Source organism: Pseudomonas sp. (assembly GCF_037994325.1).
GTDB lineage: Bacteria > Pseudomonadota > Gammaproteobacteria > Pseudomonadales > Pseudomonadaceae > Aquipseudomonas.
Window position 1 is genome coordinate 15,700 of record NZ_JBBNAH010000381.1, and the last position, 26,312, is coordinate 42,011.

The following is a 26,312-nucleotide window of genomic DNA, read 5'->3' on the forward strand; positions in this document are numbered from 1 at the left end:
ATCAACGATTCCACTCGGCCTTCGCTAACGGGGCGGGTGCATCAAGATCACATGCCAGATCAAGTGCCCCTCTCTCTTAAAACGGCAGAGGGGGCTCCATCGAGTAATCCGGCTGGATCGGAGATGGATTCCCCTCTCCCGCTTGCGGGAGAGGGGCTAGGGGTGAGGGTTGGCCTTTAGTCCAAGCTCGCTCCTACATTTACGGTTTAGGTGTTGCCGTTTCTTGCGGTTGTTCTTCGCTGGCAACTTTCTGTTCTTGCCCATGTTGATTGGCCAGGTAGATTTCCATCTTCGGCGTGGCGCTGGAGTTGATGTCGTTGTCGCGGAACAGTTGGTCGATGCGGCGGTTGAGTTCGTCGGTGGCCGGGCCACGGTCGCCGAGTTCGCGCACGTAGATTTTCAGTTCGTGGTCCAGGGTGCTGGCGCCGTAGGAGGTCAGTTGTACGGTTGGCGCTGGGTCGCGCAGTACGCGGGAGTTTTCCTGTACGGCTTGCATCATCAGTTTGCGCACCAGTTCCAGGTCGCTGCCGCGCTGGACGTTAAAGGTCAGCACGATACGGGTGACGGTGTCGGTCAGCGTCCAGTTGATTAATTGGCTGGTGAGGATGGTTTGGTTCGGCACGATTACGGCTTTGCGGTCGCCATCGGTGATGTGCGTGGCGCGGATGCGGATGCGATTGACCGTGCCGGTTACGGTGCCGATGGTCACCAGGTCGCCAATCCGTACTGGGCGTTCGAACAGCAGGATGATGCCGGAAATAAAGTTGGCGAAGATCGCTTGCATACCAAAACCGATACCCACCGACAGCGCCGCTACCAGCCATTGCAGTTTGTCCCAGCTCACCCCGAGGGTCGACAGCGTGCTGACGATACCGATGCCGGCAATCGCGTAGGAGAGCAGGGTGGTGGTGGCGTAAGCGCTGCCTTGGGCCAGTGACAGGCGCGAGAGCACCAACACTTCCAGCAAGCCGGGCAGGTTGTTGGCCAGGGCAATGGTCACGCCGATGATCAGCAGAGCGCCGAGCACGTCGAGCAGGCTGATTGGCACCTGCGTGGCGGCGCTGCCGGTGCCGGTGGCGTATTGGTAGAGGGTGACGTTGTCGAGGTAGGCGAACACGCTGATCAGGTCGGCCCATACCAGGTACAGGCAGCCGATAAAGCCGGCCAGTAAGGTTAGGCGGATCAGGCGCAGGGATTGTTGGTTGACCTGGTCGATGTCCAGGGTCGGGGTTTCTACCGGTACTTCGTCGCCGTCGACATTTTCCTTTGCCTGCGCTTGGCGTTTGGCCAGGGCGCGGGCATAGGCCAGGCGCCGGGCGGCCACGGCCAGACCCCGGACAAACGCCGCCTCAACGATTAGCCAGATAATCAGCAAGTACAGGGTGTTGATCAGCCGGTCGGTGAGTTTTAGCGAGGTGTAGTAGTAGCCAAAACCCACGGCGATGATCAGTGCGAATGGCAGCAGGGTAAACGCGGCACCAATGGCCAGGCGGAACGGTGAGGCGTGTTCGCGCAGTTGTTCACCCAAGAGTAATTTGCCCAGCAGCCAGGTCATCAGGCAGAAACAGGTCAGCACGATCACGATGCCGATCACGTCTTCGGCCAGCGCCGCCGGTTGTTGCTCGGCCACGCTTACCACCGCCACCAAGGCCATCACCACCAGGCCGAGGTTGCGCACTTGTTTGCTGATGAAGTCGACCTGCGGACGCGGCCAGCGGAAGTGCAGCTCGGCCACGCCACCAGGCGCCAGAATGCGGTACAGGGTGTAGAACACCAGCCAGGCCTGGGCCATCTCCAGCAAGGCGAGGCCCAGCGCGGCGTTTTGCCCACGGGCATCAACGCGCAGCGCCAGGCCGCCCAAGGCCAGCAGTAACGACACCGGCAAGGCCAGCAAAATATTTAGCAGCAGAGCCAGCGGCGTGTGCAGTTGGCTGTCGCGTTTGTAGTGGCCGATGTCTTCGTGCAGGGCATTGAGCTTGCGGTAGATGGTGGCGCGCTGCCAGATCAGCAGGCCGCTGACCAAGGCCAAGGGAATAAAGAACCACGGCCGCTCGCCCAGGGCTTCAAACAGCTGCTTGATGCCCGAGCCCCAGGCGATATCGGCGACCTGGCTTTGCAGGTAACGCGGCGCGATGCGCAGCCAGGCTAAGTCCAGCGGCTTGTTGCTGGGAATCCAGAACATCTGTTCTTCCAGCGTGGCGCGCAGGGATTTAGCCGTGGCTTGCAGCTGTTTCTGGTTGAGTTGCAGGGTGATTGATTCGTTCAGCAGGGCATTGAGTTCGCGGCTCAGGCGGTCGAGCAGTTCGCTGCGGGTGTTGGCCAGCTCCAGCAAGGTGCGGCGCAGTTCCGGGGTGACTTGTTCGGCCGGTTGCTTGGCCAGCAGGCTGTCGACGTAGTTTTGCGGGCTGCTGTATTGGTCGCGGGTCTGGTTGAGGTCGAACTGGTACAGACGGATATCGGCAATCTCGTCAGCCAGGTCTTTGTTCATGCTCAGCTGCGGCAGCGATTGCTTTTGCTGGTAGAGAATTTTCGACAGCAGCAGGCTGCCTTTGAGCACGTTGATCTGCTCTTCCAGGGATTGGTCGGCCTGGTTGATGCTGTCCAGTTGCTGCTTGGTCAGCAGGTTTTCGCGGGTCAGGTCGTTAAGGCGGTCAGTGGCGCGCAGCAGGTAGTCGGAGAGTTTCAGGTTTTGCGCGCTTTCTATTGCGACCACGCTGTCGGAGCCGGCGGCGTGGGCTTCACGCGACAGCTCAACCACGGTTTTTTCTGACTGCGCCCGGCGTTTTTCGCTGATCAGGGTTTGCAGGTCGTTGCTGGTTTGTTCGGCGCGGGCAATGCGTTCTACCAGCAGGTCGCGTTGGCTGTTGGCCAAGTCTTGCAACTGGTTGTTGGCCGCCAGTTCAGCGCGGCGCAGGGTGGTTTTTGCCGCCAAGGCTGCTTGTTCGGCATTGAGCTGATCACGGCGTTCGGCGGGCAGGGTTTTGCCGGCCTCTTTGCCGGCCTTGAGCAGGTTGCTGATTTCCTGGGCGCGGGTCTGGCCGGCGCTGATTTCCGCTTGGGCGCGTTCCGGGCGGGTTTGGGCGGTGAGGATGTCGCTGTTGGCCACGGCCAGGGCTTTTTGCCAGTCGCTTTGCTGAGTGCTGAGGTCGGTCAGCTTTTGTTCCAGTTGCGGAATGCCGTAGCTGCCGTAGCGCTGACGGAACTGCGCCGGCGGCGTGGCTTTGAGCTTGGCCAGGGCATTCTGGCTGTCGGCGATCAGGCGCGGGGCGTCGGTGATTTTTTGCTTAAGCGCCGCCAATTGCCCTTCGGCGGTGTCTTTTTCCGCCAACAGCGCCAGGGTACTTTCCAGGGTCTGTTTGACCGTGGACAAGTCTGGCTCGGCCAACTTGCGGTCGCCCAGGGTGTCCAGGCTGCGTTGCACATCAGCGGCAGAGGGCGGGTCCGCCGCGTGTACGGGGGAAACACTAACGAGCAGGCCAAGCAGGCCAGCGGTGATCAAGCGGCGAAGCGGGGTACAGAACAAGGGCATGGTCGCGAATCGTGCGGCTCAGGAAGCTGAGGAGTTTAGAGGAACAAGCCAGGGCCGGGGCGGCTACCTTCGGGGAATTTGACGCCGACCTTGCGGATCTTGTTCCCTTCCATGGCGGCAACCGTCCACGTCAGGCCATTCCACTCCACTTGGTCACCGATAACCGGCTCGCCACCAATCTCGTGGGCAATAAAGCGGCCCAGCGGCAGCGTGCCATCGACATCGCCGACTTTAAGGCCATAGAGCGCGGCAATGGCGCTGAGTTCGGCATCGCCTTCAAGTACGAAGTCACCAAAGAAACGCAGGTCCAGACCGCGTTTGGGCGCCTGGCTGAACAGTTTGCCCAGCGCTGGCAGGTCGTGTTCGTGGCCGACCACACAGAGCATATCGCCGGCTTCCAGCGTGGTACTACCGGACGGGTGGAGCAGTTCGGTGCCTCGGAACAGCGCGGCGATGCGCGTGCCTTCGGGCATATTCAGCTCACGCAGGGCTGCACCAATGCACCATTTTTCTGCGCCCAGGCGATAGACAAACAGCTCCCATTGGCTGGTGGGGTGTACTTCCAGCCCGGCGCGGGAAATGGGTGCCGGCTCGGGCGGTACGGTTACCCGCAGCCACTTCGCCACCCACGGCAGGCTGGTGCCTTGTACCACCAAGGAAACCAAAACGATAAAGAACGCCAGGTTGAAATACAGCTGCGCGTGCTCCAGGCCAGCCATCAGCGGGAACACCGCCAAAATAATCGGCACCGCGCCGCGCAGGCCGACCCAGGCGATAAAGACTTTTTCGCGGTCATGGAACGCTTTGAACGGGAACAGGCCGACGGCGACCGACAGCGGCCGGGCGATCAGAATCATCCACAGCGCCAGGGCCAAGGCCGGCAGGGCGATCGGCAGCAGGTCGTGGGGCGTAACCAGCAGGCCGAGCACCAAGAACATGCCGATCTGCGCCAGCCAGGCCAGGCCGTCGAGCATATGCAAAATGCCGTGGCGCGAGCGGATGGCCTTGTTGCCCAGCACCAGGCCACACAGGTACACCGCCAAAATACCGCTGCCATGCAGGGCGTTAGTCAGGGCGAACACCAACAAGCCGCCGCTGACTACGAGTAATGGGTAGAGGCCGTGGGCCAAGTGAATGCGGTTGACCAGCTTAAGCACCACCCAGCCGCCGCCCAGACCAATGATTGCGCCAATGCCGAATTCACGCAGCAAGTGCAGCAACAGGCTAAAGCCGAACTCGTTTTGGCCGCTGGCGAGCATGTCGATCAGGGTCACGGTGAGAAACACCGCCATCGGGTCGTTGCTGCCGGACTCGATCTCCAGGGTGGCGTTTACCCGCTCGTTCAGGCCTTTGCCGCCCAGCAGGGAAAACACCGCCGCGGCGTCAGTGGAGCCGACAATGGCGCCGACCAAGAGGCCCTGCATCAGGTTGAGATTAAACAGCCAGGCGGCGGCCATGCCGGTCAGCCCGGTGGTGATCAGCACGCCCACCGTGGCCATCGACAAGGCCGGCGACAGCGCCACGCGGAAACTGGACACCCGCGTGCGCAAACCGCCGTCGAGCAGAATCACTGCCAGGGCCAGGTTGCCCACCAGGTACGAAAGGGGGTAGTTGCTAAAGCCGATACCGCCCGGGCCATCGACGCCGGCAATCATGCCGACCGCCAGAATAATCACCAAAATCGGGATGCCCAGACGCGAAGACAGCGAGCTCACCAAAATGCTTGCGCCCACCAGCAATGCGCCGATCAGGAACAGGCTATTGATGGCGGTGGCATCCAAGGGCGGAACTCCAGGCAGAACGGCGGATAGATCGAAAATGACCTACAGCATGCAGCAGGCATGCCAGACGATTCTAACCTGCGCTTTCCCACGCCTGTCAAAAAAAAGCCCCGCGTAGGGGCGGGGCATGGTTTTTAGTAGTGCGGATGCTATTGCTCGTCGTAGGGGGTGCTGCGCGCGCCAAGGGATTTTTGCGTGTACGCCCTGGTGCGCACAGCGCACCCTACGAGGCATATCTGCCGATATCGGTGTTTAGAACCACGCGTCTTTCATGGCCAAACAGGTGTCATCCCGCGCTTCGAGAATCGCCAAATCATGGTGCATGCTCGGCACTTCCCAGGTCAGGAAGTAGCGCGCGGCCTGCAGCTTGCCGGTGTAGAAGTCGTGGTCTTGAGCATTGCCTTTGGCCAAGCCTTCTTCGGCGCGAATGGCCTGTTCCAGCCAGCGCCAGCCAATCACCATATGGCCAAACACTTTCAGGTACAGCGCCGAGTTGGCCAGGCTTTCGTTGACCTTGCCGCTCATCAAGTCGCCAAGCAGGGCCAGGGTTACGGTGCTCAGGCGCGAGAGCAAATGTTCCAGCGGTTCACGCAGGGCATTTAGCGACTCGTACTCGGCCGCGCGTTGGCAGCAGGTCTGCACCAGTTTGACCAACTGCTTTAGTGCCGCGCCGCCGTTCATGGACACTTTGCGCCCCAGCAAGTCGAGCGACTGAATGCCGTAGGTGCCTTCATGGATCGGGTTCAGGCGGTTGTCGCGGTAGTACTGCTCCACCGGGTATTCGCGGGTGTAGCCGTGGCCGCCAAGAATCTGGATGGCCAGTTCGTTGGCTTTCAAGCAGTAGTCCGAAGGCCAGGACTTCACAATTGGGGTCAGCAGGTCGAGCAGTTCCAGCGCGGTTTTGCGCTCTTGCTCGCTTTCCAGGGTTTGCGTGTCGTCGAACAGCCGGGCGGCGTACAGCGCCAGGTCGAAGGAGCCTTCAACGTAGGCCTTCTGGGTGAGCAGCATGCGACGTACGTCGGCGTGTTCAATGATCGCCACTTGTGCGGTGGTAGGGTCTTTGCCGTCGGGCAGACGACCTTGCGGACGCTGACGGGCGTAGTCCAGCGAATACAGGTAGCCGGCGTAACCAAGCATCACCGCACCCATGCCCACGCCGATGCGCGCTTCGTTCATCATCTGGAACATATACGCCAGGCCAGCGTGCGGTTTGCCCACCAAGTAGCCCACGCACTCACCGTTATCGCCGAAGTTCAGCGCGGTAGAGGTGGTGCCGCGCCAGCCCATCTTGTGGAACAGGCCGGCGAGAATCACGTCATTGCGCTTGCCCAGCGAGCCGTCATCGTTCACCAGAAACTTGGGCACGATAAACAAGGAGATGCCCTTTACCCCGGCCGGTGCGTCCGGCAGCTTGGCCAGCACCATATGCACAATGTTTTCCGACAGTGGGTGGTCGCCGCCGGAGATAAAGATTTTGTTGCCCTTGATCCGGTAAGTGCCATCGCCAGCGGGTTCGGCGCGGGTGCGCAGGTCCGACAGCGAGGAGCCGGCGTGGGGCTCGGTCAGGGCCATGGTGCCAAAGAAGCGGCCGTCGATCATCGGCTGCAGGAAGCGTTGCTTTTGCTCCTCGCTGCCAAAGCTCTCAATCAGGTTGGCCGCGCCCATGGTCAGAAATGGGTAGGAAGTAGTGGCCGCGTTGGCTGACTGAAAGTGGCAAAAGCACGCTTGCGACAGCAGGGTTGGCAGTTGCATGCCGCCGGCTTCGAAGTCGCGCGAGGCATTAAGAAAGCCGGCTTCAAGGAAGGCATCCACCGCCGGTTTCACTTCCGGAATCAGCACCGCGGCGCCGTCGACAAATTGCGGTTCGTTTTCGTCGTTCTTGCGGCAGTGCGGGGCGAACAGGTTTTCGGCAATGCTGCGGGCGGTGTCGATAGCGGCGTCAAAGGTTTCGCGGCTGTGCTCGGCGAAACGTTCGCGCTGGGTCAGGGCTTCGGCGTCCAGCACTTCGTAAAGCTCGAAGGCCAGGTTGCGGGAGCTGAGCAGAGTCTCGGACATGCGGCTTACCTGTTTGTTATTGAGAGATCGGCCTTGGGCCTGTGCCGGGAGTCTAGTGCGCGGGGCTGGCAGCGCCTAGCTCTATACAGGCCGGTGATAAAGCAGCAAAACCCAGTGCGCAGGGCTGGTAAACTTCGCCGCCAAAGCAGCGCCCGAGGACCATGCAGGATGAACTACCGCCACGCCTTCCACGCCGGCAACCATGCCGATGTGCTCAAGCACCTTATTGTCAGCCGCATCATTGCCCTGCTGGCGCGCAAAGAAGCCCCGTTCGTGTGCATCGACAGCCACGCCGGGCTTGGCCTCTACGACCTCAAGGGCGACGAAGCGAGCCGTACCGGCGAATGGCTGGAAGGCATCGCCCGCCTGTGGAACGGCGCTGAGCGGCCGGCCAGCACAGACGACTACTTCAACGTGCTCAAGGCCATGAACCCCGATGGCGAGCTGCGCTACTACCCAGGCTCTCCGGAACTGGCCCGCGAGCTGACCCGTGACCAAGACCGCGTGCTGCTTAACGAAAAGCACCCGCAGGACGGCCAACTGCTGAAAGAAAATATGAAAGGCGACCGCCGCGTGGCCGTGCACCTTGGCGAAGGCTGGCATGTGCCGCGTGCTCTGCTGCCGGTGGCAGAAAAGCGCGCCTTGCTGCTGATCGACCCGCCGTTTGAGCAGAGCGATGAGCTGGACCGCTGCATCACCGCGCTTAACGAAAGCATCGGCCGTATGCGCCAGACCATCGTCGCCATTTGGTACCCGATCAAGGATGAGCGTCAGCTCAAGCGCTTCTACCAAGGCCTGAGCAAATCCACCGCGCCGAAACTGCTGCGCGCCGAGCTGTTTGTGCATAGCCCTGACGACGCCACTCGATTAAGCGGTTCCGGCCTGGTGATCGCCAATGCGCCCTGGGGCTTGGAAGACGAGTTGAAGGAATTGCTGCCATGGCTGGGCAAAACCTTGGCGCAAAGCCAAGGGGATTGGCGGTTGGATTGGTTGATTGCCGAGTGACGGCGGCGTTGTGTGGCTGGCTTTAAATTCTGGATCCCCGCCTGCGCGGGGATGACGGAGTTTGCAAGAACGACATCCGTCATTCCCGCGCAGGCGGGAATTCAATGGTCCGGCACCTCATTGCGGTGGTGACGCGGAAAACGCCTAACCCTTCGGCCGTTTTGCATCCACGTAATAGGTCAACTGCTGCCGTGGGTTGAGGTATTCGCGCTCGGCTTCGCCCAACTCGGCTGGCCTAACGCTGCGGGCAATGGCCAGCTCGGGCTCGTGTTCCAGGTTGAGAATGAGCGCTTCGCTTTTGGGGATATGCGCCTCGTACACAATCAATGTCGGTTTCAGCGGCAAGGTCGGGTGCATGCCCAATACCAAGCCGAAACGGCCGTCGTCGAGCTGCACCAGACTTCCCGGTGGGTATACGCCCATGCAGCGGATAAAGGCCTTGAGCGCCACCTGGTCGAAGCGTTCCTTGTACTGATTAAACATCCGCGCCAAGGCTTCGTGGGGGCTGATGGCCTCGCGCGGGTTGAGTGGGTTGCACAGATTGTCGAATACGTTAGCGATGGTCACCACGCGGCTCAGGCGGCCGATGGCAGCTTCATGCAGGTGGTTGGGGTAGCCACTGCCGTCACAGTATTCGTGGTGCTCGGCGATGATGCGCAGCACCTCGTCATCGAGCATCAACTTATGCCCACGGCGCCGGCCAAATTCGGTGTGCATTTGAAAAAACTGCAGTTCCGGGCGGTTTAGCGGCTCGGTTTTAAGCAGCACTTTGCTCGGCACATCCAGCTTGCCCATGTCGTGCAATAGCGCGCCCAGGCCAATGGAGTGACAGGTCTCGCTGTCGTAACCGAGCTGGCGGCCGAGCATCATCGCCAGCACCGTGACGTTCAAGGCATGGGAGTACGCATCTTCGGCGGCCTTGCCGTTGATGCTGTGCAGCACCACGCCATCCTCGGCCATCATGGTGCCAACCAATTCGCGCACCACTTCGCCGGCCTGTTTCACCACGTCTTCCGGGGCGCGTTGCAGGGTTTTGGTCAGCTCTTTGACCATTTGGCTGGTGTGGATGAATTTGCGGTCAACTTCGGCCAAACGTTTGCGCAGCTTGCCCAGTTTTACCGCGCGGGCCTGGGCCGCCAGTTCTTCGGCAGTGGGCGGTTTGGGGGGCGGCGGCGGTTCTTCGACGATGACCGGCGGCAGGTCGTCGGGGTGTGGCAACGGTTGGCAATCGCTGCGTGCCGGGTCGTAACGCACCTGCGGCAAGCCCAGTTCGAGCAGGGCATCGAGCTGGGCCTGGTCTTTGATTTTGAAGTTGCTAAAGGCGAAGTCGTGTTCCCACCAGCCCAGGTCAAGCTGGACGTAGAGACCGACACAAAGTTGTTGCGGAACAAGGCGTTTTTTCGAATCTGGCATGCCGGGCTCTTGGGGCCGCTGGTTATTTGGCCCTAAGTCTAGCGCGCCAGAAGCGGGTCGTGACCCGCCTAATGGCTAAAAGCCAGCTTTTACTTACCGGCGTTTTTGCGATTGACCTGCTCGGCGGCATTGATGATGTCGGCGCCGATGACTGCTTCGTACTGTTTCCACACCGGCTGCATGGCCGCGCGCCACTCGCTGCGCTCTTGCTCGGTGAGAGTGATCAGCTTGGTTTTGCCCTGACTCAAGCGCTGCCGGGCGTCGACGTTTTGCTGCTCGGCCGCATTGTTTACCGCGAAGGTGACATCTTCGATGATGCCTTCCAGCTCGGTGCGGGTGGCGTGGGGGATGGCGTACCAAAACTTGGTATTGGTCACCAACATATAGTCGAGCACGCCGTGGTTGGTCTCGGTCATATACGGCTGGTACTTCTCGTACGTCTGGCTGTAGATGTTGGACCACGTGTTCTCCGTGCCCTGTACCTTGCCATCGGCCATAGCCTGCAACGTGTCGGCGAACGGCAGTTTTACCGGCGTAGCGCCCAAGGCGGCGAATTGGCTTTCGATAATTGGTGACGATTGAATGCGAAATGCCAAGCCCTTGGCATCGGCGGGCTTGTTTAGCGCCTTGGTCGAGGACAGCTGCTTCATACCGTTGTGCCAATAGGCCAGGCCGGTAATGTTCGACTCCTGCATACCAGTGAGTAGCTGACGACCTTTGGCGCGTTGCTGAAAGCGGTTGACCGCTGCCAGGTCATCGAACAGGAAAGGCAGATCGAAAATCTGCAGCTGTTTGCTGTACTGGCTGAATTTGGCCAGCGATGGGGCGAGGATCTGCACGTTGTTATCGCGCAGCGCCTGCAATTCATCGGCATCGCCATACAGGCTGGAGTTGGGGAAGATCTTGACGCTGACCTTGCCGGCCAAGCGCTCTTCTACCAGCTTTTTGAATAGGATCGCGCCCTGGCCTTTGGGCGTGTCATCGGCGACCACATGGGAAAATTTGATAACGATGGGTTCTTCACTGGAGGCGGCACCGACGGCACCGGCAAAACCCAACAAAGCGGCAAAACCTAACAGCAGGCGGCAACGCCCGAGGGGGGATGTGTTCATGCGGACTCTCTCTTTTTTTTATAGGCGCAGCCGCTGCGGCTTTCGGAACCGGCGGGGGCATAGCTGCTGGCAGAGGGTCATCCTACAACTTGGTTGTTACCGGCGCACTTAGACCTTAGCAATGCGTGATCGAGTCGAGACTGCTGGGCCGTCTCGACTCGTTGCACTGAGGTTTACAGCAGGCAAACGCCTGTTCCGCCCAAGCCGCAGTAACCATTGGGGTTCTTGGCCAGGTACTGCTGATGGTAGGCCTCAGCGTAGTAGAAGGTGGGCGCTTCGATGATATCAGTGGTGATTGCACCAAAGCCCGCCGCTTCCAGTTGCTTCTGGAACGCCGCTTGGCTGCTCAGCGCTGCATCCAACTGAGCGGGGCTGGTGGCGTAGATGGCCGAACGGTACTGGCTGCCCACGTCGTTGCCCTGGCGCATGCCTTGGGTCGGGTTGTGGATTTCCCAGAAGGTTTTCAGCAAGGCGTCGTAGCTAGTTACCTTTGGATCAAACACCACCAGCACCACTTCGGCATGGCCGGTCAGGCCCGAGCAGGTTTCGTCGTAGGTCGGGTTCGGCGTGTGGCCGCCGGCGTAGCCGACGGCAGTGGTGTACACGCCGGGCTGCTGCCAGAAGCGCCGCTCGGCGCCCCAAAAACAACCCAGGCCGAAAATGGCGGTTTGCAAACCGGCCGGGAACGGCGCCTGCAACGGGTTGCCGTTAACGAAGTGCGCCTCTGGCACCGGCATCGGGCTTTCACGGCCGGGCAGGGCTTGCTCGGCGGTGGGCAGGTCGAGCTTGTGGGCGAGAATTTGCGAACGCAGCACCATGGTGGGCTCCTATCTAGGCAAGGGGTTTAACCGTTCTGACGTCTGTATAGAGGGTTTACCAGGCCAGACGTTACAACGGACTTCAAGTTGCCGGTCGGCACGGGTAACGGCGCAGGCTTTCCAGCAGGTCGCGGCCGGGAATGGGCCGGTCAAACAAATAGCCCTGGCCGATATCGCATTTATGCCGGCGCAGAAAACTCAACTGGGCGGCATTTTCGATGCCTTCGGCCACCACCTTGAGTTTCAGATTGTGGGCCATGGCAATCACCGCCGAGGTGATTTCCATATCGTCCTGATTGTCGGGGATGTCTTTGATAAAGCTGCGATCAATCTTGATCACGTCGATGGGGAATTTTTTCAAGTAGCTCAGTGACGAGTAGCCGGTGCCGAAGTCGTCCATGGCCAAGGTCAAGCCCAGGCTTTTCAGGCGATTGAGCTGCTGGCGGGTGTCGTCAGTGGCTTCCAGCAGCAGGCTTTCAGTCAGTTCCAGCTCCAGCAAATGCGGTGGCAGCATTTCTTCTTGGAGGATGTCGGCAATCGAGCCTACCAAATCGGGATCAGAGAACTGCTTGGGCGACAGGTTGATGGCCACCTGAATTTCACCAAGGCCCAACGCGCTCAATTGCTTGCTCATGCGGCAGGCCTGGCGTGCCACCCATTTGCCGATGGGGATGATCAGGCCGGTGTCTTCGGCCACGCTGATAAATTGGTCGGGGTTGATCATGCCCTTTTCCGGATGGTTCCAGCGCAGCAGCGCTTCCATGCCGGTGAGGTGGCCGCTGCGCAGGTCGAGCTTGGGCTGGTAGAACACTTCCAACTCATTCTGCGTCAGGGCCCGGCGCAGGTTGTTTTCTACGAACAGCTTGTAGTTGGCTTCGGCGTTTAGCGCCTCGGTAAACACCTGCACCTGGTGTTTGCCGTTGGCCTTGGCTTTGTGCAGCGCCAAGCCTGCGTGCCGCATCAGGGTGTGCGAGTCTTGGCCATGCAGGGGTGCGCAGGCCAGGCCGACCGAGCCGGTCACGCTGATCAGTTGGTTGTCGACAAACAGCGGCTTATCCAGGGTTTGCAAAATTTGCCCGGCAATGCGCATGCCTTCAGCGACATCGCAGTTATCCAACAGCACGGCAAACTCGTTGCTGGCAAAGCGCGCCAGGCTGTTGTTCGAGTTCAGGCTGTTGCGCAGGCGCCGGGCCAGGCTCATCAGCAGCTTGTCGCCGGTCTGGTGGCCAAGGCTGTCGTTGATTCGCTTGAAGTTGTCGATGTCCACCAACAGCAAGCTGGTGGGCTGCTCGCTGTTGCCGGAAAAACGCTCTTCCATGCTGCGGATAAACGCCGGGCGGTTGCCCAGGCGCGTGAGGTTGTCGGTATAGGCCAGGCGCTCGATACGCTGCTGGGCCAGCTTGCTTTGGGTGATGTCTTCGTAAATGCCGATGTAGTGGGTCAGCTCGCCGTCGCCGCCGTAGACCTTGGAAATCGACAGGTGCCCCCAGTACGGTTCCAGGCTTTTGCGCCGGCTACGGAATTCACCATGCCAGCTGTTTTGCTGGGCCAGATTGGAGTGGGCGTTGAACAGCAGGTCGCTGAGGTTAGCCAGCGCCGGTAGCTCGGACAGGCGCCGGCCTTGCACTTCTTCCGGGCTGAACAGGGTGATAGCGGTAAAGCTTGAGTTGACGTATTCGACGATGCCGTCGCGATCAATCAGCAAAAACGCGCTGGCGCTTTGTTCCACCGCGCGGCGGAACAGCTGCAATTCGGTGTTGGCGCTACGGCGCTGCTGGTTAACCAGGGCGTGGGCGAATTGGTCCGCCAGCTCGCCGGCAAAGGCAATTTCATCGGCCTGCCACACGCGCTCGCTGCCCACATGCTCCAGGCACAGCACCGCCACCACTTCGCCAGCCACGCGCACGCTGGCATCCAGCATGCCGGTTACGCCACGGGGCATCAGGTGGGTTTCGGCCAGCTCACGGGTACGCGGGTCGCGCATGGCGCTATGGGCGTCGATGGCGCGGCCACTGTGCAGGGCGGCGAGGTAGTGCGGGTATTTGCTGGCGTTGATCGGCGTGGGTAGCTCGTGCTGGCCGATATCGGTGCTGTACATGGTGATGGGGTCAAGCTGCTCTTGGCGCAGGTACCAGAGGCTGGCGCGGGCGACGCTGAACGTTTCGCAGGCGGCCTTGGTGATCAGCTGCGCAGCCTCGACTACCTGATTCTCGGAGCTATACCGATGGCGCGCCAGGCGCACGATCATGCTTTGCTGGGCACGGCTGCGCACCAGATGCTGCAGGTGTTCTTCTTGGGAGCGTTGATAAAGTTCGAGGGAGGCTTGCAGGCGGCTGTTCTGAATTTGCAGTTCGGACTGTTGCGGCTGGCGGTCGGGGAACACCGGCTCGTCTGCTGGCAATAAATAGCCGCGTAGTAGTTGCCGACCGTGCTGCTTGAAGGCTTCGCCCAGCTCGACTAAATGCAGCAGGCCATTGGGTGTGTGCAGCTTGTAGTGGACTTTGTAGTGCGGGGAATCTTTAAGTTGCAGCTGAATGGTGTCGTGCAACTGGTAGCGTTCTTCCGGCTCCATCAGGCTGGCGTAAGGCGAGCCAACCAAGCCGCAAAGTTCGCCAGCGGCGAGGCCAAATTGGGCCTCGCAGGAGGCGTCTAAAAATAGCAGTGTCCAGCTAGCCTCATTAAGCCGCTCGAAACGCAACATGCCGAGCCGCGAGGGCACTGGCAACTGCGTCACAACCTCGACCGCCGGACGGCTGGCGGCATCGGTATGGCTTTTCATCGGGAGACTCGCTTCCAGTATGCTGAACGAGTGGCTTGGAGCCACTTCAACGGTAAGGGTGCATCATGCGAACACGACTGACAAGGCGGCTCGGCCTTTTGCCTGCAATCGCCACGTTAATGCTAGCCGCAGCTGGCTTGCAGGCAGCAGAACCAGAGGCAGAATTGAATGGTGCCGAGCAGGCGCGCTACCTCAATGAACTGAAACATTTATACCTCACCAGCAGCGACCGTCAGGCGTTGCTGGCGCAAAGCAATGAACTGCTCGACACCTATGCGTTGCGGGCGGCTTTTCAGGTAGGGCAGGCCGAGCGTCGCGACCAGGTTTACCAACTCAGCGTCGGCGCTCCCGGTGAGCTGCTTATCAGCGAAAAGACCCGCGAAGCCCAAGGCGTGAATATAGCCGTGCGTAACCAACGTCTCTCGGTGTTCGGCGTCGACCCTTACATCAAGTACGACTGCCCGCCGACCGAACAAATCTGCGTATTCAAAAACCCTCAAGACGGTAGCCCTTGGCTAACCATCCGCCGTGACCATCAAGGTGCCGCACAGCTAGCCAAAGCGTTGTCGTTTTTGCTGCGCAATATGCAGAAGGGTTGAGCCGCTAGTTTGGGGCGGTCCGCGTTCGGTGAGCGTTGGGCTTCGCTACGCTCAACCCAACCTACATGTCGAATGGTTTTCCACCGAAAAAAACACGCAAAAAAAACCCCGCCAATCGGCGGGGCTGAGGTACGAGCGTGGCGCCCGAAAGTTAAAGCCTTGCAGTAACGCTTACAGCAGCAGGGTACGGATATCGCCCAACACGTCGCTAAGACGCTTGGTGAAACGTGCGGCAGCGGCACCATTGATCACGCGGTGATCGTAAGACAGCGACAGTGGCAGCATCAGCTTGGGCTGGAACGCTTTGCCATCCCACACCGGCTGGATAGTGGCCTTGGACACGCCAAGAATCGCCACTTCCGGCGCGTTGACGATCGGCGTAAAGCCGGTGCCGCCAATATGCCCGAGGCTGGAAATGGTGAAGCAGGCGCCTTGCATGGCGTCGGCCGAGAGCTTTTTGGTCCGCGCTTTTTCTGCCAGTTCGGCAGCTTCAGCAGCCAGTTGCAGCAAGCTCTTCTTGTCGACGTCTTTGATCACCGGCACCAACAGGCCATCCGGGGTATCCACGGCGAAACCGATATTCACGTACTTCTTGCGAATAATCGCTTTGCCCGACGGCGCCAGCGAGCTGTTGAAGTCCGGTAGTTCCTTGAGCAGGAAGGCGCAGGCTTTAAGCAGCAATGGCAATACGGTGAGCTTGACGCCGGCTTTCTCAGCCACGGCTTTCTGCGCAACGCGGAAGGCTTCCAGCTCAGTGATATCAGCCGAATCAAACTGGGTGACGTGCGGCACGTTGAGCCAGCTGCGGTGCAGGTTAGTGGCGCCAACTTGCATCAGGCGGGTCATCGGCACTTCTTCAATTTCACCAAAGCGGCTGAAATCGACTTCCGGAATCGGCGGAATACCCGCACCACCGGTAGCGCCGGCAGCCGGTGCTTCCTTGGCCTTTTGCATCATGGCTTTGACGTAAACCTGCACGTCTTCTTTCAGCACACGACCATGGGGGCCGGTCGCGGTAACAGCGCTTAGCTCAACGCCAAACTCGCGCGCCAGTTGGCGGACGGCAGGGCCGGCGTGGGTTTTTGCGCCGTCTTTGGCCGGCGCAGCAGGGGCTGCTTCGGCTTTGGCAGGTGCGGCTGCTGGTGCAGCGGCTGGCGCCGCAGCAGCTTCGGCTTTAGCCGCCGGAGCAGAGGGTGCCGCCGCAGGTTCAGGAGCAGGCGCCGCAGCGGGTGCGCTACCTGCCACTTTCAGCTTCAAAATCAGGTCGCCGGTGCCGACTTCGTCGTCCAGCTTCACGCTCAGGCTTTCCACCACGCCGGCAGCCGGCGAAGGGATTTCCATGCTGGCTTTGTCAGACTCCAACACCAGCAGCGATTGGTCGGCTTCTACCGTGTCACCGACTTTTACCAACAGCTCGATGATTTTGGCTTTGCCCGACGAACCGATATCCGGCACGTGGATGTCTTGCACCGAGCTTGCAGCCGCCGCGGCCGGAGCAGCTGCGGGGGCAGGTTCGGCGGCTTTGGTTGGTTCAGCAGCCGGAGCGGCTTCGGCTTTGGCGGCTGGCTCGGCGGCGGCCGGTGCTGCTTCAGCGCCGTCCACTTCCAGTTCCAGTAACTCATCGCCTTCTTTCAGGCGATCGCCGAGTTTCACTTTCAGGCTTTTCACCACGCCGGCTTTCGGCGCGGGAATTTCCATGCTGGCTTTGTCCGACTCAAGGGTGAGCAAGCTTTGATCTGCTTCAATGCGATCGCCCACTTTCACCATCAATTCGATAACTTCCCCTTCACCGCTGCCAATGTCGGGTACGCGAATTAGTTCACTCATCTCAGCGCTCCCTTAGCAGTCCAGTGGGTTACGTTTTTCAGGGTTGATGCCGAACTTGACGATGGCCTCGGCCACCACTTTCGGTTCGATATCACCGCGATCAGCCAGGGCTTCCAGCGCGGCCAGCACCACGAAGTGACGGTCCACTTCAAAGAAGTGACGCAACTTCTTGCGGCTGTCGCTACGGCCGAAACCGTCGGTGCCCAGCACTTTGTATTCTTTGACCGGTACCCACTGACGAATCTGTTCAGCAAACAGCTTCATATAGTCGGTGCTGGCAATGACCGGGCCTTTGCGGCCGCCCAGGCATTCTTCCACGTAGGTTTTCGCTGGCTTCTGACCCGGGTGCAGACGGTTGCTGCGTTCCACGGCCAGGCCATTGCGGCGCAGTTCGTTGAAGCTGGTAACGCTCCATACGTCGGCACCGATGTTGAACTCGTCACGCAGAATTCTCGCGGCTTCGCGCACTTCCCGCAGGATGGTGCCCGAGCCCAGCAGTTGCACGTGGTGAGCGGCGTCGCGCTTGTCTTCTTCGAGCAGGTACATGCCCTTGACGATGCCTTCTTCCACACCGGCCGGGATGGCTGGCTGGGCGTAGGACTCGTTCATCACGGTGATGTAGTAGAAAACGTCCTGCTGCTCTTCGGTCATTTTCTTCATGCCGTCCTGAATGATCACCGCCAGCTCGTAGCCGTAGGTGGGGTCATAGGTGCGACAGTTGGGAATGGTGCCGGCGAGCATATGGCTGTGACCGTCTTCGTGCTGCAGGCCTTCACCGTTAAGGGTGGTGCGGCCAGCCGTACCGCCGATCAGGAAGCCACGGGTGCGGCTGTCGCCAGCGGCCCAGGCCAGGTCGCCAATACGCTGGAAACCGAACATGGAGTAGAAGATGTAGAACGGCAGCATCGGCTGGTTGTGGCTGGAGTACGAAGTACCAGCAGCAATAAACGACGACATGGCGCCGGCTTCGTTGATGCCTTCTTCGAGAATCTGGCCCTTCTTGTCTTCGCGGTAGAACATCACTTGGTCTTTATCCACCGGCTCGTAGAGCTGGCCGACCGAGGAGTAGATACCGAGCTGACGGAACATGCCTTCCATACCAAAGGTACGGGCTTCGTCCGGGATGATCGGCACGATGCGTTGGCCGATTTCCTTGTCCTTGACCAACTGCGAGAGGATGCGCACAAAGGCCATGGTGGTGGAGATTTCGCGGTCGCCGCTGCCGTCCAGAATGGCCTTGAGGCTATCCAGTGGCGGGGTCGGAATGCTGAAGCTCTTGGCCCGGCGCTGCGGCACAAAACCACCCAGGGCGCTGCGGCGCTCGCTGAGGTAACGGGCTTCGGCGCTGCCTTCTTCGGGTTTGAAGAACGGCAGGTTTTCCAGCTCTTCGTCTTTCACCGGAATATCGAAGCGGTCGCGGAATTTCTTCAGGCTGTCGACATCGACTTTCTTGGTGTTGTGCGCGGTGTTTTTCGCTTCGCCGGCACCGGTGTCATAACCTTTGATGGTTTTGGCCAGGATGACGGTAGGTTGCTCTTTATGGTTAACCGCTTGGTGATACGCCGCGTAGACCTTGTACGGGTCGTGGCCGCCACGGTTGAGCTTCCAGATTTCGTCGTCGGACAGGTCGGCGACCATGGCCTTGAGTTCTGGCGAGTTAAAGAAGTGCTCGCGAACAAAGGCGCCGTCTTTGGCCTTGTAGTTCTGGTACTCGCCGTCGATGACTTCGTCCATACGGCGTTGCAGGATGCCGTCGGTGTCTTTGGCCAGCAGCGGATCCCAGAAGCGACCCCAGACCACTTTGTTAACGTTCCACTGCGCACCGCGGAACACGCCTTCGAGTTCCTGGATGATTTTGCCGTTACCGCGCACTGGGCCGTCGAGGCGCTGCAGGTTGCAGTTGATGACAAAGATCAGGTTGTCGAGTTTTTCGCGGCCAGCCAGGGAAATGGCGCCCAAGGATTCCGGCTCGTCGCACTCGCCGTCGCCCATAAAGCACCAGACTTTTTGCTTGCCAGCCGGGATAAAACCACGGCTTTCCAGGTACTTCATAAAGCGTGCCTGGTAGATCGCCTGGATCGGGCCAAGGCCCATGGAAACGGTGGGGAACTGCCAGAAGTCAGGCATCAACCACGGGTGCGGGTATGACGACAGACCATTGCCATCGACTTCCTGACGGAAGTTGTTCATTTGGTCTTCGGTAATGCGGCCTTCCATAAAGGCACGGGCGTAAACGCCTGGCGATGCATGGCCTTGGAAGTAGATGAGGTCACCGCCGTGTTCGTCGGTCGGGGCCTGGAAGAAGTAGTTGAAGCCAATGTCGTAGAGGGTGGCGCTGGAGGCGAAGCTGGAGATGTGGCCGCCCAGATCCGAGTCTTTCAGGTTGGTGCGCATCACCATCGCCAAGGCGTTCCAACGGACCAGCGAACGAATGCGGCGTTCCATAAACAGGTCGCCAGGCATACGTGCTTCGTGGGTAACGGGGATGGTGTTGCGGTACGGCGTGGTGATGGCATAGGGCAGTTGCGCACCGCTGCGGGTGGCGAGTTCGCCCATGCGGGTCATGAGGTAATGAGCGCGGTCTTCACCTTCACGGTCGAGGACGGATTCAAGCGCGTCCAGCCATTCCTGGGTTTCGACGGGATCGAGGTCTTGCATGGCTTGCTCCATGGCGGAAAGGCTTCCAGAATCGAAAACCTTGTGTTCGTTGCCAGCCTTATGGGCAGGCACGTGAATTCTTGGTTTTTACCGGAGGTAGGACCGGCGGCGTGTAGTTTTACTACAAATCGACGGAGGTTTCAGCCCTTGAGACACATTCTTTCGTAGTAAAACTACATTGTGTACACATTAAAACGAAAAAATCGCGACAATCTGGTGGGTGAAAGCCAGGTTGTACGGCGATAAACAGGATAGATCATGAACCTGCCCTCGCTCGTCGGATTGCCTAACAGTCTTCAGCCATTTGTCCTGCGCGCCGAGCAATCGTTCCGCGCCGCCCTTAGCGCTCTTGGGCCTGACGCCAGCGCGCAGTTCGACGCGTGGCCAGCGGATCGGCATGAAGCGTTCAAGCGTGTTGTAGGCGCCAGCGACTTTGTCAGCGAACAAGCCCTGCGCGACGCTCAGATGCTTCTGACATTGGCCGCCAGCGGCGAACTGGAGCGTCCGCTGCAACCCGGCGAGCTGCGTGAGCAAATGGCTGCGGCCCTGGCCGACTGCAGCGACGAAGCCCAACTGGGGCAAACCCTGCGCCGTCTGCGCAACCGCCAGCAGGTGCGCATCATCTGGCGCGACGTCAACCGCCTGGCCGACTTGGCGCAAACCTGCAAAGACCTCTCCGACCTGGCCGACGCCAGCATCGACCTCACCTATAACTGGCTCTACCCGCGCCACTGCGAACAGTTCGGCACGCCCAAGGGCCGGCGCAGCGGCGAGGCGCAGCATATGGTGGTGCTGGGCATGGGCAAGCTGGGCGCGGTTGAGCTCAACCTGTCGTCCGATATCGACCTGATTTTTGCCTACCCCGAAGGCGGCGAAACCGAAGGCGTTAAGCGCTCGCTGGATAACCAGGAGTTCTTTATCAAACTCGGCCAACGCCTGATCAAGGCGCTGGATGCGATTACCGTCGACGGGTTTGTCTTTCGCGTCGACATGCGCCTGCGCCCCTACGGCTCGGCCGGCTCGCTGGTGTTCAGCTTTAACGCGCTGGAGCAGTACTACCAAGACCAAGGCCGCGACTGGGAACGCTACGCCATGATCAAGGCCCGCGTGGTCGGCGGTGATCAGGCGGCCGGCGCGCAATTGCTGGAGATGCTGCGCCCCTTCGTTTACCGCCGTTATCTGGACTTTTCCGCCATCGAAGCGCTGCGCGCCATGAAGCTGCTGATTCAGCAGGAAGTGCGGCGCAAGGGCATGGCCGAGAACATCAAGCTGGGCTCCGGTGGTATCCGCGAAGTCGAATTTATCGCCCAGGCCTTTCAACTGATCCACGGCGGTCGCGACCTCAGCCTGCAACAACGGCCGCTATTAAAGGTGCTAAAAACACTAGAGGGACAGGGCTATTTGCCGCCGGCCGTGGTCGCGGAAATGCGCGATGGTTATGAATTCTTGCGGTACACCGAGCACGCCATCCAGGCCATTGCCGACCGCCAAACGCAAATGCTGCCGGACAGCGACGACGAGCGTGCTCGCGTGGCTTTTATGATGGGCTTTGATACCTGGGCCGCGTTCCACGAGCGGCTGATGTACTGGCGCGGCCGTATCGAATGGCATTTCCGCCAAGTGATTGCCGACCCGGACGAAGACGAAAACGGCGAGGCCGATTTGTGCGTGGGCAGCGAGTGGCTGCCGTTATGGGAAGAGGCGCTGGATGAAGAGAGCGCCTGCCGCCAGTTGGCCGACGCCGGTTTTACCGATGCCCCTGCGGCGCTGCATCGTCTGGCCGGTCTGCGCGGCGGCAACCAAGTGCGCGCCATGCAGCGCTTGGGCCGTGAACGTCTCGATGCCTTTATCCCGCGCCTGCTGGCGCAGGCCGTCGAACATGAAAACCCTGATCTGGTGCTGGAGCGCGTGCTGCCGTTGATTGAGGCCGTGGCGCGGCGTTCGGCTTATTTAGTGTTGCTCACGGAAAACCCTGGTGCCTTACAGCAACTGCTAACCCTGTGCGCCGCCAGCCCGTGGATTGCCGAACAGATCAGCCGCTTCCCCTTGCTGCTGGACGAGCTGCTTAACGAAGGTCGCCTGTTCAAGCCGCCCTTGGCGCCGGAGTTGGCCGCCGAGTTGCGCGAGCGCCTGACGCGTATTCCCGAGGACGATCTGGAGCAGCAGATGGAGGCCCTGCGGCACTTCAAGCTGGCGCACCGTTTGCGCGTGGCGGCTTCGGAGATCTCTGGGGCGCTGCAGTTGATGAAGGTCAGCGACTACCTGACGTGGCTGGCTGAGGCGATTCTTGAGCAGGTGCTGGCCCTGGCCTGGCGCCACACCGTGGCCAAACACGGCACGCCACAGCGTGCCGACGGTGGCTTGTGCGATCCGGATTTTGTCATCGTCGGCTACGGCAAAGTCGGTGGCATTGAGCTGGGCCACGGCTCTGACCTTGACTTGGTGTTTATCCACGACGGCGACCCGCAAGCCGAAACCGACGGCGCCAAGCCCATCGACGGCGCGCAATTCTTCAACCGTTTGGGCCAGCGCATCATTCACCTGCTAACCGCGCAGACCAACTCCGGCCAACTGTATGAAGTGGATATGCGTTTGCGGCCTTCCGGTGCTGCCGGCTTGTTGGTGAGTTCATTGGGTGCCTTTCAGCGCTACCAGGAAAACGAAGCCTGGACCTGGGAACACCAAGCGCTGGTACGTGCGCGGGTGTTGGTCGGCAGCGAACGGGTTGGCAAAGCCTTCGAACACGTACGTGCCCAGGTGCTTGGCCGCGAGCGCGATTTGCCCAAGTTGCAGGCCGATGTCAGCGAGATGCGGGCGAAAATGCGCGATAACCTCGGCAGCAAGCAGACCGCTGCCGGCACAGCGGCCAATGCCTTCGAAGCCGCAGCGCCGTTCGATCTCAAGCAGGATGCCGGTGGTATCGTCGATATTGAATTTATGGTGCAATACGCGGCCTTGGCTTGGTCCGGCGCGTATCCGCCGCTGTTGCAGTTCACCGACAACATTCGCATTTTGGAAGGGCTGGAGCGCTTGGGCTTGATGCCTGGGGTCGATGCCACTCTGCTGCAAGAGGTCTATAAGGCCTACCGTTCCGCCTCACACCGCCTGGCGTTGCAAAAGCAGCCCGGCATCGTCAGTGGCGAGCAGTTCCAGCAAGAACGTCAGGCAGTGATGCGTATCTGGCGTGAGCTGGGGCTGAGTTGAACGGCCCGGTGCACGCACAGAAACGTACGCAAGCAATCCATTCAAGCAACCCTACGAGCAAATTCTGAGGAGCTGAACGATGTCGATGGCCGATCGTGATGGTGTGATTTGGTATGACGGCGAGCTGGTGCAATGGCGCGACGCAACCACCCACGTACTGACCCATACCCTGCATTACGGCATGGGTGTATTCGAAGGCGTACGCGCCTACAACACCCCGCAGGGCACCTCGATTTTCCGCCTGCAAGCGCACACCGACCGCCTGTTCGATTCGGCGCATATCATGAATATGAAAATGCCGTTCACTAAAGAACAGATCAACGAAGCCACCCGTGCGGCGGTGCGTGAAAACAACCTTGAAAGCGCCTATATCCGCCCGATGGTGTTCTACGGGTCGGAAGCCATGGGCATCCGCGCTGACAGCTTGAAAGTGCACGTCATTGTTGCCGCCTGGCACTGGGGCGCGTACATGGGCGATGAAGCCCTGCAAAAAGGTATCAAGGTGCGCACCAGCTCCTTTACCCGCCACCACGTCAACATTTCCATGACCCGCGCCAAGGCCAACGGCAACTACATCAACTCGATGTTGGCGTTGCAGGAAGCGGTGTCTGCCGGTGCCGACGAAGCCATGCTGCTCGACCCGGAAGGCTATGTGGCTGAGGGCTCGGGCGAGAATATCTTCCTGATCAAGGACGGCATTCTGTACACCCCGGAAGTCACCTCGTGCCTGAATGGCATTACCCGCAGCACCGTGCTGACCCTGGCCGAAGAGCTGGGTATCAAGGTGGTGGAAAAACGCATCACCCGCGACGAGGTGTATATCGCCGACGAAGCGTTCTTCACCGGTACTGCTGCCGAAGTGACGCCGATCCGCGAAGTCGATGGCCGCAGCATCGGTATCGGCAGCCGTGGCCCGGTTACCGAAAAACTGCAAAAAGCCTACTTCGACCTGGTCACCGGCCAGACCAGCGCCCACGCGCAGTGGCGCACTGCCGTTAAGTAAGCTGGGTGTAAACCCGTAGGGTGTGCCGTGCGCACCATAGCGATCGCCCATAAAACGCTCGGTGCGCACAGCACACCCTACGGCAGCACTTTGAAAAATTGCGATTAGCAGTGACAGGGAGGCTTAGACGCCTCCCTGCTCATTTGCGGAGTTTGAATGAACATATTGATCGTAGGGCCGAGCTGGGTCGGCGACATGGTGATGGCGCAGACCCTGTTTCAGGTGCTCAAGCAGCGTCACCCCGACTGCCAGATCGACGTGCTAGCGCCGGACTGGAGCCGGCCGATTCTTGAACGCATGCCCGAGGTGCGCAAAGCCCTGAGCTTTCCCCTGGGCCATGGCGCGCTGGAGTTGGGTACGCGCCGGCGCATCGGCAAATCCCTGGCCGGCCAGTACGATCAGGCGATTTTGCTACCCAATTCGCTAAAGTCGGCGCTGGTGCCGTTTTTCGCCGGCATTCCGAAACGCACGGGTTGGAAAGGCGAGCTGCGTTACGGCCTGCTCAATGACGTGCGTAAGCTCGACAAAGAACGCTACCCGCTGATGATCGAGCGCTTTATGGCCCTGGCCTATGAGCCCGGTGCCGACTTGCCGCAGCCGTATCCAAAGCCCAGTTTGCAGATCGATGCACAAAGCCGTGATGCCGCCCTGGCCAAGTTCGGCCTGAGCCTGGACCGCCCGGTATTGGCCCTGTGCCCCGGTGCCGAGTTCGGCGAAGCGAAAAAATGGCCCAGCGAGCACTACGCCAAAGTGGCCGAGCTGAAAATTCGCGAAGGCTGGCAGGTGTGGTTGTTTGGCTCGAAGAATGATCACCCGGTGGGGGAGGCCATTCGTAATCGGCTGATCCCGGGCCTGCGTGAAGAAGCGCGCAACCTCAGTGGTGAAACCTCGCTGGCCGAGGCCATCGATTTGCTCTCGTGCGCCACCGCCGTGGCCTCCAACGACTCTGGCTTGATGCACGTGGCCGCAGCGCTTAATCGCCCACTGGTGGCGATCTATGGTTCCACCTCGCCGGCATTTACCCCGCCGCTGGCCGACCACGTGGAAATCGTGCGCCTGGGCATCGAATGCAGCCCCTGCTTTGACCGCACCTGCCGCTTTGGCCACTACAACTGCCTGCGCGAATTAAAACCGCGCCCGGTGGTGGAAGCGCTGGCGCGCTTGGCGCCTAACCCGGCTGAGGTCGATTGATGCGGGTTCTGCTGATCAAAACCTCATCCCTGGGCGATGTTATCCACAGCCTGCCGGCGCTCACCGATGCAGCGCGGGCAATTCCCGGTATCCAGTTCGACTGGGTGGTGGAAGAGGGCTTTGCCGAGATTCCGGCCTGGCACCCGGCTGTGGCCCAGGTGATTCCGGTGGCGATTAGGCGCTGGCGGAAAAACCTCTGGCAAACGATTAAAAACGGCGACTGGAAACGCTTTAAACAGCGCCTGGGCGAAACCAAATATGACTTGGTGATTGACGCCCAAGGCTTGCTGAAAAGCGCCTGGCTGACCCGCTATGTGCAGGGCCCGATTGCCGGTTACGACCGCGATTCGGCGCGTGAGCCGATTGCCTGCCGCTTCTACGACCGCACCTACGCCGTGCCCCGTGATCAGCATGCCCTGGAGCGCATTCGGCAACTGTTCGCCAAGGCCCTGGACTATCCACTGCCGACGCACATCGGCGACTACGGCCTTAACCGTGCCCTGCTGGCCGACCCAGGTGCGCCGCCGTACTTAGTGTTCCTGCACGGCACCACCTGGGCTAGCAAGCATTGGCCGGAGAGTTACTGGCGCCAGTTGGCTGAGCAAATGAGCGAGCTGGGTTATGCCATTCGCCTGCCCTGGGGCAACGAGGTCGAGAAACAACGCGCCGAACGGATCGCGGCGGGGTTGGAAAACGCCGTGGTACTGCCCAAATTAAACCTGGCGGGGGTGGCCAAGGTGATTGCCGGCGCACAAGCCTGTGTGGCGGTGGACACTGGCCTCGGCCATTTGGCTGCCGCTTTGGATGTGCCGAGCATTTCCCTGTACGGGCCGACCTTACCGGGGCGCGTTGGCGCCTACGGCCGATCGCAGATTCACCTGTGCGCCACGGGCCCTAACGCCGGCCTGGGCGACCGCGACAAACCCTGTTTCGACGACCTGCTGCCCGAGCGCGTGGCGACCGAGTTACAAGCTCTGCTACTTCTGCCTGAGACTGTCTGATGCAACTGGCCTTTATTTTGTACAAGTACTTTCCCTTCGGCGGCTTGCAGCGCGACTTTATGCGCATCGCCCTGGAGTGCCAGCAGCGCGGCCATAAAATTCGTGTCTACACGCTGATCTGGGAAGGCGATGTGCCGCCTGGTTTTGAAGTGCTGGTGGCGCCGGTCAAAGCGTTGTTTAACCACCGCCGCAACGAGAAGCTGCTGGCTTGGGTGCAAGCCGATTTGGCCACGCGCCCGGTGGACCGCGTGGTCGGCTTTAACAAAATGCCCGGGCTGGATGTGTACTACGCCGCCGACGGCTGTTTAGAAGATAAAGCGCAAAACCTGCGCAACGC

At 60.3% G+C, this 26,312-nt stretch carries 15 protein-coding genes and 1 pseudogene; 7 read left to right on the forward strand and 9 right to left on the reverse strand.

What is annotated here, in order from left to right:
* Nucleotides 1-199: 199 nt before the first annotated feature.
* The 3 genes from mscK to AAAB16_RS12940 all read right to left on the reverse strand — a co-directional run bounded on the left by mscK (nucleotide 200) and on the right by AAAB16_RS12940 (nucleotide 7,365).
* On the reverse strand, nucleotides 200-3,529 hold the full coding sequence (mscK, locus tag AAAB16_RS12930; protein WP_340663690.1) for a mechanosensitive channel MscK: 3,330 nt from the start codon (nucleotides 3,527-3,529) through the stop codon (nucleotides 200-202).
* A gap of 35 nt (nucleotides 3,530-3,564) precedes the next feature.
* Entirely contained in the window at nucleotides 3,565-5,310 is a 1,746-nt protein-coding gene (locus tag AAAB16_RS12935; protein WP_110618145.1) for a potassium/proton antiporter, read from the reverse strand.
* A gap of 252 nt (nucleotides 5,311-5,562) precedes the next feature.
* Complete coding sequence (locus AAAB16_RS12940; RefSeq protein WP_340663691.1) at nucleotides 5,563-7,365, reverse strand: acyl-CoA dehydrogenase; 1,803 nt, start codon at nucleotides 7,363-7,365, stop codon at nucleotides 5,563-5,565.
* Nucleotides 7,366-7,533: 168 nt separating this feature from the next.
* On the opposite strand from AAAB16_RS12940, the gene AAAB16_RS12945 reads away from it, so the two are divergent.
* Complete coding sequence (locus AAAB16_RS12945) at nucleotides 7,534-8,370, forward strand: 23S rRNA (adenine(2030)-N(6))-methyltransferase RlmJ (protein WP_340663692.1); 837 nt, start codon at nucleotides 7,534-7,536, stop codon at nucleotides 8,368-8,370.
* Between the two features lie 144 nt (nucleotides 8,371-8,514).
* On the opposite strand, the gene AAAB16_RS12950 is transcribed toward AAAB16_RS12945, so the two are convergent.
* The 4 genes from AAAB16_RS12950 to AAAB16_RS12965 form a co-directional block, all read right to left on the reverse strand.
* On the reverse strand, nucleotides 8,515-9,783 hold the full coding sequence (locus AAAB16_RS12950; RefSeq protein ID WP_340663693.1) for an HD domain-containing phosphohydrolase: 1,269 nt from the start codon (nucleotides 9,781-9,783) through the stop codon (nucleotides 8,515-8,517).
* An 89-nt stretch (nucleotides 9,784-9,872) separates the two neighbouring features.
* Nucleotides 9,873-10,895, reverse strand: a complete 1,023-nt coding sequence (locus tag AAAB16_RS12955) for a TRAP transporter substrate-binding protein (protein ID WP_340663694.1) — start codon at nucleotides 10,893-10,895, stop codon at nucleotides 9,873-9,875.
* Nucleotides 10,896-11,068: 173 nt separating this feature from the next.
* On the reverse strand, nucleotides 11,069-11,713 hold the full coding sequence (gene msrA / locus AAAB16_RS12960; protein ID WP_340663695.1) for a peptide-methionine (S)-S-oxide reductase MsrA: 645 nt from the start codon (nucleotides 11,711-11,713) through the stop codon (nucleotides 11,069-11,071).
* A gap of 82 nt (nucleotides 11,714-11,795) precedes the next feature.
* Nucleotides 11,796-14,492, reverse strand: a complete 2,697-nt coding sequence (locus AAAB16_RS12965; protein ID WP_340663696.1) for an EAL domain-containing protein — start codon at nucleotides 14,490-14,492, stop codon at nucleotides 11,796-11,798.
* 119 nt (nucleotides 14,493-14,611) lie between these two features.
* On the opposite strand from AAAB16_RS12965, the gene AAAB16_RS12970 reads away from it, so the two are divergent.
* The gene (locus AAAB16_RS12970) at nucleotides 14,612-15,091 is read left to right on the forward strand and encodes a hypothetical protein (protein ID WP_340663697.1); all 480 of its coding nucleotides are present in this window, start codon (nucleotides 14,612-14,614) and stop codon (nucleotides 15,089-15,091) included.
* A 171-nt stretch (nucleotides 15,092-15,262) separates the two neighbouring features.
* Here the strand turns inward: AAAB16_RS12970 and aceF are convergent, their stop codons facing one another.
* On the reverse strand, nucleotides 15,263-16,918 hold the full coding sequence (aceF, locus tag AAAB16_RS12975; protein ID WP_340663698.1) for a dihydrolipoyllysine-residue acetyltransferase: 1,656 nt from the start codon (nucleotides 16,916-16,918) through the stop codon (nucleotides 15,263-15,265).
* A gap of 12 nt (nucleotides 16,919-16,930) precedes the next feature.
* On the reverse strand, nucleotides 16,931-19,576 hold the full coding sequence (gene aceE / locus AAAB16_RS12980; protein ID WP_340663699.1) for a pyruvate dehydrogenase (acetyl-transferring), homodimeric type: 2,646 nt from the start codon (nucleotides 19,574-19,576) through the stop codon (nucleotides 16,931-16,933).
* A 258-nt stretch (nucleotides 19,577-19,834) separates the two neighbouring features.
* On the opposite strand from aceE, the gene glnE reads away from it, so the two are divergent.
* From glnE to AAAB16_RS13005, 5 genes and pseudogenes are all read left to right on the forward strand, one after another.
* Nucleotides 19,835-22,780: a bifunctional [glutamate--ammonia ligase]-adenylyl-L-tyrosine phosphorylase/[glutamate--ammonia-ligase] adenylyltransferase gene (gene glnE, locus AAAB16_RS12985; RefSeq protein WP_340663700.1), complete on the forward strand. Its 2,946-nt coding sequence runs from the start codon at nucleotides 19,835-19,837 to the stop codon at nucleotides 22,778-22,780.
* Nucleotides 22,781-22,859: 79 nt separating this feature from the next.
* Complete coding sequence (locus tag AAAB16_RS12990) at nucleotides 22,860-23,783, forward strand: branched-chain amino acid transaminase (RefSeq protein ID WP_340663701.1); 924 nt, start codon at nucleotides 22,860-22,862, stop codon at nucleotides 23,781-23,783.
* 156 nt (nucleotides 23,784-23,939) lie between these two features.
* Nucleotides 23,940-24,974 (forward strand): lipopolysaccharide heptosyltransferase II, encoded by a 1,035-nt coding sequence (waaF, locus tag AAAB16_RS12995; RefSeq protein WP_340663702.1) that lies wholly within the window; start codon nucleotides 23,940-23,942, stop codon nucleotides 24,972-24,974.
* Nucleotides 24,974-25,975, forward strand: a complete 1,002-nt coding sequence (gene waaC, locus AAAB16_RS13000) for a lipopolysaccharide heptosyltransferase I (protein ID WP_340663703.1) — start codon at nucleotides 24,974-24,976, stop codon at nucleotides 25,973-25,975. The genes waaF and waaC overlap by 1 nt, the downstream gene beginning before the upstream one ends.
* Nucleotides 25,975-26,312, forward strand: a pseudogene (locus tag AAAB16_RS13005) (glycosyltransferase family 1 protein); the annotation flags it as partial. The gene waaC and the pseudogene AAAB16_RS13005, both read left to right, overlap by 1 nt.